The organism is Microcoleus sp. CZ3-B2, from assembly GCF_036705055.1.
Lineage (GTDB): Bacteria > Cyanobacteriota > Cyanobacteriia > Cyanobacteriales > Microcoleaceae > Microcoleus.
Genome location: NZ_JAUBTN010000045.1, coordinates 47,306 through 53,305 on the forward strand (window position 1 = coordinate 47,306; position 6,000 = coordinate 53,305).

Consider the following 6,000-nt stretch of genomic DNA (forward strand, 5'->3'; position numbering starts at 1 on the left):
GTTTTTTGAACTATTCTATAACAATAGTCCGGACAGTTTTTATATGGCCCAATGGCTTATTCTGTAGGACTTTGAGTCAGTGTGGATAATTAAATCAATGTCAGCTCCACCCCGCTCGTTGCATTTAATTCGACTTTATTTATGATCCTTGCGCTGTAAAGCTTGTAGTCTCGTTCCAAAAACTGTCCGGAGTATTGCTATAAGGCTTTCAGAGCTTGCAGTTTAAGGCTTGAGCCTTTTATTCAAAGTTACCTTGAGCCCTAACTTTGAATAAAAAGATCCCACCCACGGCGGGATATGGGTTTGAGCCTCAAAACCTGCCTAAATTCTGTCCGGAGTATTGTCAACACGCTCTGGGGTAGATAATGTTGGTCAATAGCTAGCCGCCTCAACGATTGACTCATAATTGTCTAAAACTAGGTAAGGATATGGAGAGGGAAAACGAAGCAGGAAGCATCCCGACTTCGATCGCTCTTATCCATTGTCCTGAACATTGTCTCCCAGCAAAAACGACTATGCCATCCCCAACTCTCAAATATGCTTACTTTCCCGGTTGCGTAGCCCAAGGGGCCGCCCGCGAACTTTACCAGTCTACCCAAGCGCTGACTCAAGCCTTGGGCATTGAACTGGTGGAACTCAAGAAAGCTTCCTGCTGCGGTTCTGGCACTTTTAAGGAAGATTCGCAGTTGCTGGAAGATACCGTCAACGCCCGGAATATTGCCTTGGCTGAGCAACTCAATCTGCCTTTGCTGACGCATTGCAGCACTTGTCAAGGGGTAATCGGTCATGTGGACGATCGCCTCAAAGAATCCCAAAAGACCGATCGACCTTACCTCGAAAAAGTCAACGGTTTGCTGGAAAAACAAGGCTGTTCGCCTTATCAAGGCAGTACCGAGGTGAAACATCTGCTGTGGGCGATCGTTGCCGATTACGGTTTGGAGGAAGTTCAAAAGCGAGTCACCCGCAAGCTTTCGGGCTTGAAGTGCGCGTCTTTTTACGGATGCTACCTGCTGCGAGCTCAGGATAAGCTGCTTTACGATGACCCGCACCAACCGGAATCGATGGAAAATGTATTTCGGGTGATCGGCGCAACTCCGGTTTACTATCGAGGGCGGACGCAGTGCTGCGGCTGGCCGTTGGCGAGTTATGCCACTGACCAATCTTTTGGGATGGCCGGCAAACACATTCAAGATGCTCTTGACAATGGGGCTGATTGTATGGTAACTCCTTGTCCGCTGTGTCATTTAAATTTGGATTCGCGACAGCCGGAAGTGGAAAAAGTAATCGGGCGCAAATTGGGTTTGCCGGTGCTGCATTTGCCGCAATTGGTGGCTTTGGCTTTGGGCGTGGAACCAAAAAAACTAGGACTCGATCGGCATATTGTTTCAACTAAGCCCGTGTTAGAAAAATTAGGCTTTTAGTCGATCGATTTGCACCAGTTTGCAGCAATAGTAATTATCAAAAAATTTGCAACAGTTGCTATAGGAGCTGGCTCACCCAAAATTTTTCTACAAGCCAGAATCTCAAATAACAAGCCTTTGCAACTGTTGCAGCAGTTTGGGAGATTAGCATAAAGACTTGAGTTTTTACTCAAATCAAATCCGGTTAGATCGGAATTATACAGAGCCCGCGAGCCGAAAGCTCGATCGGGCTCATACATTTTTGAGTCAATACAAGATACAGACAAAAAAACAGTATACTATTATACAAAATAGTTTTAAGACTTCCTAACTTCCTAGTTAGAGACAAGGAACAAGCAATGAAACGAAACCCAATAAATCTCACACGTTCGGTATTAATATGGGCAATGCTAGGAATAATTTGTGGTTTATTTGCTGCAAGTTATTGGATATGTTTGTCTTACATGATGCGGGGATTTGAAAATTTTAGTGGAGGTTATCTACTAATCGTCATGCCCCTTACTGGTTTGCTCATCGGTTTGCTCATTCATTGGCTGGGAAATCCTGGAGAAATTGGGTTGATCATTGACAATATTCATCTCAAGGGTGGCCGATTACCAATGAATGAAAATCCTTCGATGATTCTGTCGTCGCTACTCAGTATTGCCAGTGGAGGAAGTGCTGGTCCAGAATCGCCAATGGTGCAAGTCACAGGTTCAATTGGTACCTGGTTAGCCGATCGCTTTAAATTAAGCGGAGAAGCACTACGAACTTTGAGTCTTGCTGGTATGGCGTCTGGGTTTACAGTTTTGTTCGGCGCTCCTTTAGGCGGTACTTTTTTTGCTTTAGAAATCCTGCATCATCAGAATGTTGTAGAGTATTTTGAAGCAATATTGCCTGCGGTAGTGGCAAGTTGTGCAAGTTACACCATCTTTGTCGCAATTACTCAGCTTGGACTTGGGCCTACCTGGAATTTTCCTCAGTACAATGTGGAAAGCCTTTATGACTTTGGCGCAGCGATTGCTTATGGAATCGTAGGGGCGATTATGGGGTGGTTTTTTATCGCCGTATTTCGCAGTGTTGGTCGCTTGTTTGATTCGATACGCAGTCCCATTTATGTGCGAACTACTTTAGCCGGACTAGCACTTGGTGGTTTCTCAGCTTACTTTCCGCTCACACGTTTCTTTGGGGAACATCAAATAGAAAAAATTGTTGAGGGAAACTTTTCTTTGACATTTCTCTTGACTTTAGTTGTTGTTAAAGTATTGGCCATTAGTGTGACCATCAATGGGGGCTGGCGAGGTGGAATAATCATTCCGCTATTTTTTATAGGAGCCTGTTTGGGAAAGGCAATCACCATCATGAATCCCATCGGCTCGAATGAGACTTTGGCAATGATTTGTGTAATGGCTGCTCTGAATTCAACGGTTACTCGCACTCCAATTAGTACAACTCTGCTCCTCGCGAAGTTGACAGGCTTAAGCACTTTTACACCGATTCTATTTGCTAGTCTCGTGGGCTTCTTCTTAGCTCCCCGATCTCCCTTCATTGCCTCACAGCGTAAAGTAGATTGACAAACGGGTAAAATTCCTCTAATAGCTCGTGTAGCGGTAAGCAATGCTTGCAAATTGCGAGTGTAGAGTCTCAAGGCTTCAAGGTTTATGCCATTACAAATGGACTGTTTGCATCAAACAACATCTCGCCGTTGATATTCGTCAATTTGCGGTTTTTTATCTTCACAAAAGCCACGGTTGCCACCGAGTCCGCCTAAAAACGGATACAAGTTTCGACGAATTCGGCTTTGAGTCGATCGATTGGCACGGTTTGGCAGTCAGAATTGGAGTTTTTGCTCAGATCCAATCCGGCGGATCGAAATCATACCGTAGTGCTGTCTCCGGTAGCGTTAAGACCGAATCCGGCGATCGCAATCATACCCTAGTGCTGGAACTCGGGCACGCGAACTCCCTAGGGCGCTCTTCAAGCTACTTCTATGGGACTGGAAGCGTGAATAACTGTGAAGTTTTGTCGCTTTTTGGGGAAGTGCTTCCAGCCACTGCGGTAAACTAACGCTTAACTCTCTGTGCAGGCTATAGCGGTGGCACGTCGCCGTCAAATCTGTTAATCCGCAGAGCTAGCAAATTTTTAGTGACTCGTTGGGAGCCTTTATTCAATGTCTCATTCAGTCAAAATTTACGATACCTGCATCGGCTGCACTCAATGCGTCCGCGCTTGTCCGACTGATGTTTTGGAGATGGTGCCCTGGGATGGCTGCAAAGCGGCTCAGATTGCCTCATCTCCCCGCACAGAAGACTGTGTAGGTTGCAAGCGTTGCGAAACTGCTTGCCCTACAGATTTTCTAAGCATCCGGGTTTACCTGGGAGCAGAAACTACTCGCAGTATGGGTCTAGCCTACTAAATATCGATCGGCACGCCGATCGAATTACGGGCACGTATAGAGGGGGCGATTAAATTGCCCCCTCTCTTTTAGTCGCAAAATCTGAATTTTGTGGCACGAAGAAGCTAAAAATGATAAAACTTGGGTTTTATGGCGATCGCTAAGCAGGAGTTTTACCTTAAATGTGCGGAATCGTTGGCTATATCGGCACGCAAACAGCAAGCGAGATTTTGCTAGCAGGATTGGAGAAACTAGAATACCGGGGCTATGATTCAGCGGGCCTGGCTACCATCTCCGAAGGAGAAATTACCTGCATCCGAGCAAAGGGCAAGTTGCACAACCTCCGGGAAAAGCTAGCAGAGATAGACTCTCCGGCTACCATCGGCATCGGACACACCCGCTGGGCAACTCACGGCAAACCAGAGGAATATAACGCTCACCCTCACATGGACAATAGCGGGCGAATTGCCGTTGTTCAAAATGGCATTGTCGAAAATTATCGCGAGTTGCGGCAAGAATTGACAGCGAAGGGACATAAATTTGTCTCGGATACCGATACAGAAGTTATTCCTCATTTAATAGCTGATTTTTTTGAGGAAGAAAGAAGGCAGAAGGCAGAAGGAAGAAGGAAGAAGGAAGAAGAAAAAGATCCCACAGCAGAGGAAATTGCTGATTTGTCGTTTTTGGAAGTGGTTTCCAAGGTTGTCAATCGGTTAGAAGGAGCTTTTGCGATCGCTGCGATTTGCGCCGACTTTCCAGACGAAATAATTGTTGCCAGACAGCAAGCTCCTTTGGTTATCGGCTTTGGTGCTGGCGAATTTTTCTGCGCTTCCGACACGCCGGCCTTAATATCTCACACCCGCACCGTTTTGTCCTTGGAAAATGGCGAATTGGCTAGGCTAACTCCGATGGGAGTCGAAGTTTACAACTTTACAGGGGAAAGGCTCAAAAAAAGCCCGCGCATCCTTGGTTGGAGTCCGGTTTTAGTCGAAAAACAAGGCTTCAAACACTTCATGCACAAGGAGATTTATGAACAGCCAGCCGTAGTTCGAGCTTGTTTGGATGCTTATTTAGACAGCGATTGGCAGCCGGGAAATCTGCGCTCTCCCATCAATCTCAACTTGCCCGAAGAACTTTGTGCCGATGTTGAACAAATTTCAATTCTCGCCTGCGGAACGAGCTGGCACGCCTCGCTAATTGGCAAATATTTGTTGGAACAGCTAGCGAATATTCCTACTGCGGTGCAGTACGCTTCTGAGTACCGTTACGCACCGGCACCGCTAACAGCAAATACTTTAATTATTGGGGTAACGCAGTCGGGAGAAACGGCAGACACCCTGGCTGCTTTGGGGATGGAACAGCAGCGCCGTGCGGGTTTTACCGATAAATTTCGCGCGAGAATGTTGGGCATTACTAACGGAACAGAAAGCTCGATCGCCCACATGATGCCGCACGTAATCAGCACCCACGCCGGTATAGAAATCGGCGTGGCTGCTACTAAAACTTTTGTCACTCAGTTGATGGCATTCTATTTATTAGCTTTGGATTTAGCGCACCGGCGACAAACAATCAGCACGGAGAGATTGATAGAAATTATTGCTGGTTTGCGCCATTTACCAGGGCAAATTGAGAAGTTTTTGGAGATTCAAGAACAGTATGTGGAGGAATTGTCCCACCAGTTTACCGAAACCCAAGATTTTATATTTTTGGGGCGGGGAATTAACTTTCCGATTGCTTTGGAAGGGGCGCTGAAATTGAAGGAAATTAGCTACATTCACGCTGAAGGATATCCGGCGGGAGAAATGAAACACGGCCCGATCGCCCTTTTGGATGCTAAAGTGCCTGTAGTGGCGATCGCCATGCCCGGAAGCGTCTACGAAAAAGTCCTTTCCAACGCTCAGGAAGCCAAGGCGCGCGACGCACGTTTAATTGGCGTTACCCCGAAGCAGGGCGCAGCGGAAGCCGATATTTTTGACCACGTTTTGCCGGTACCTTTGGTGGATGAATTGTTGTCGCCGATTGTGACAGTAATTCCGCTGCAATTGTTGGCCTATCACATTGCGGCACGTCGGGGTTTGGATGTGGATCAGCCGCGCAATTTGGCGAAGTCGGTGACGGTGGAATAAGGGAAGTCATTAGTCATTAGTCATTAGTCATTAGTCATTAGTCATTAGTCATTAGTCATTAGTCATTAGTCATTAGTCA

General features: G+C 46.6%; 5 protein-coding genes. All 5 read left to right on the plus strand.

Annotated elements, in window-relative coordinates:
* The first annotated feature begins 515 nt into the window (after positions 1 to 515).
* Entirely contained in the window at positions 516 to 1,421 is a 906-nt protein-coding gene (locus QUA97_RS19290; protein WP_333195593.1) for a CoB--CoM heterodisulfide reductase iron-sulfur subunit B family protein, read from the plus strand.
* Between the two features lie 338 nt (positions 1,422 to 1,759).
* Positions 1,760 to 2,974: a chloride channel protein gene (locus QUA97_RS19295; protein WP_333089173.1), complete on the plus strand. Its 1,215-nt coding sequence runs from the start codon at positions 1,760 to 1,762 to the stop codon at positions 2,972 to 2,974.
* 43 nt (positions 2,975 to 3,017) lie between these two features.
* Positions 3,018 to 3,467 (plus strand): hypothetical protein, encoded by a 450-nt coding sequence (locus QUA97_RS19300; protein ID WP_194071199.1) that lies wholly within the window; start codon positions 3,018 to 3,020, stop codon positions 3,465 to 3,467.
* Between the two features lie 103 nt (positions 3,468 to 3,570).
* A complete protein-coding gene (psaC, locus tag QUA97_RS19305) occupies positions 3,571 to 3,816 on the plus strand; it encodes a photosystem I iron-sulfur center protein PsaC (protein ID WP_015175986.1) in 246 nt (81 codons plus the stop codon).
* Positions 3,817 to 3,977: 161 nt separating this feature from the next.
* The gene (gene glmS / locus QUA97_RS19310) at positions 3,978 to 5,921 is read left to right on the plus strand and encodes a glutamine--fructose-6-phosphate transaminase (isomerizing) (protein ID WP_194071198.1); all 1,944 of its coding nucleotides are present in this window, start codon (positions 3,978 to 3,980) and stop codon (positions 5,919 to 5,921) included.
* Positions 5,922 to 6,000 lie beyond the last annotated feature (79 nt).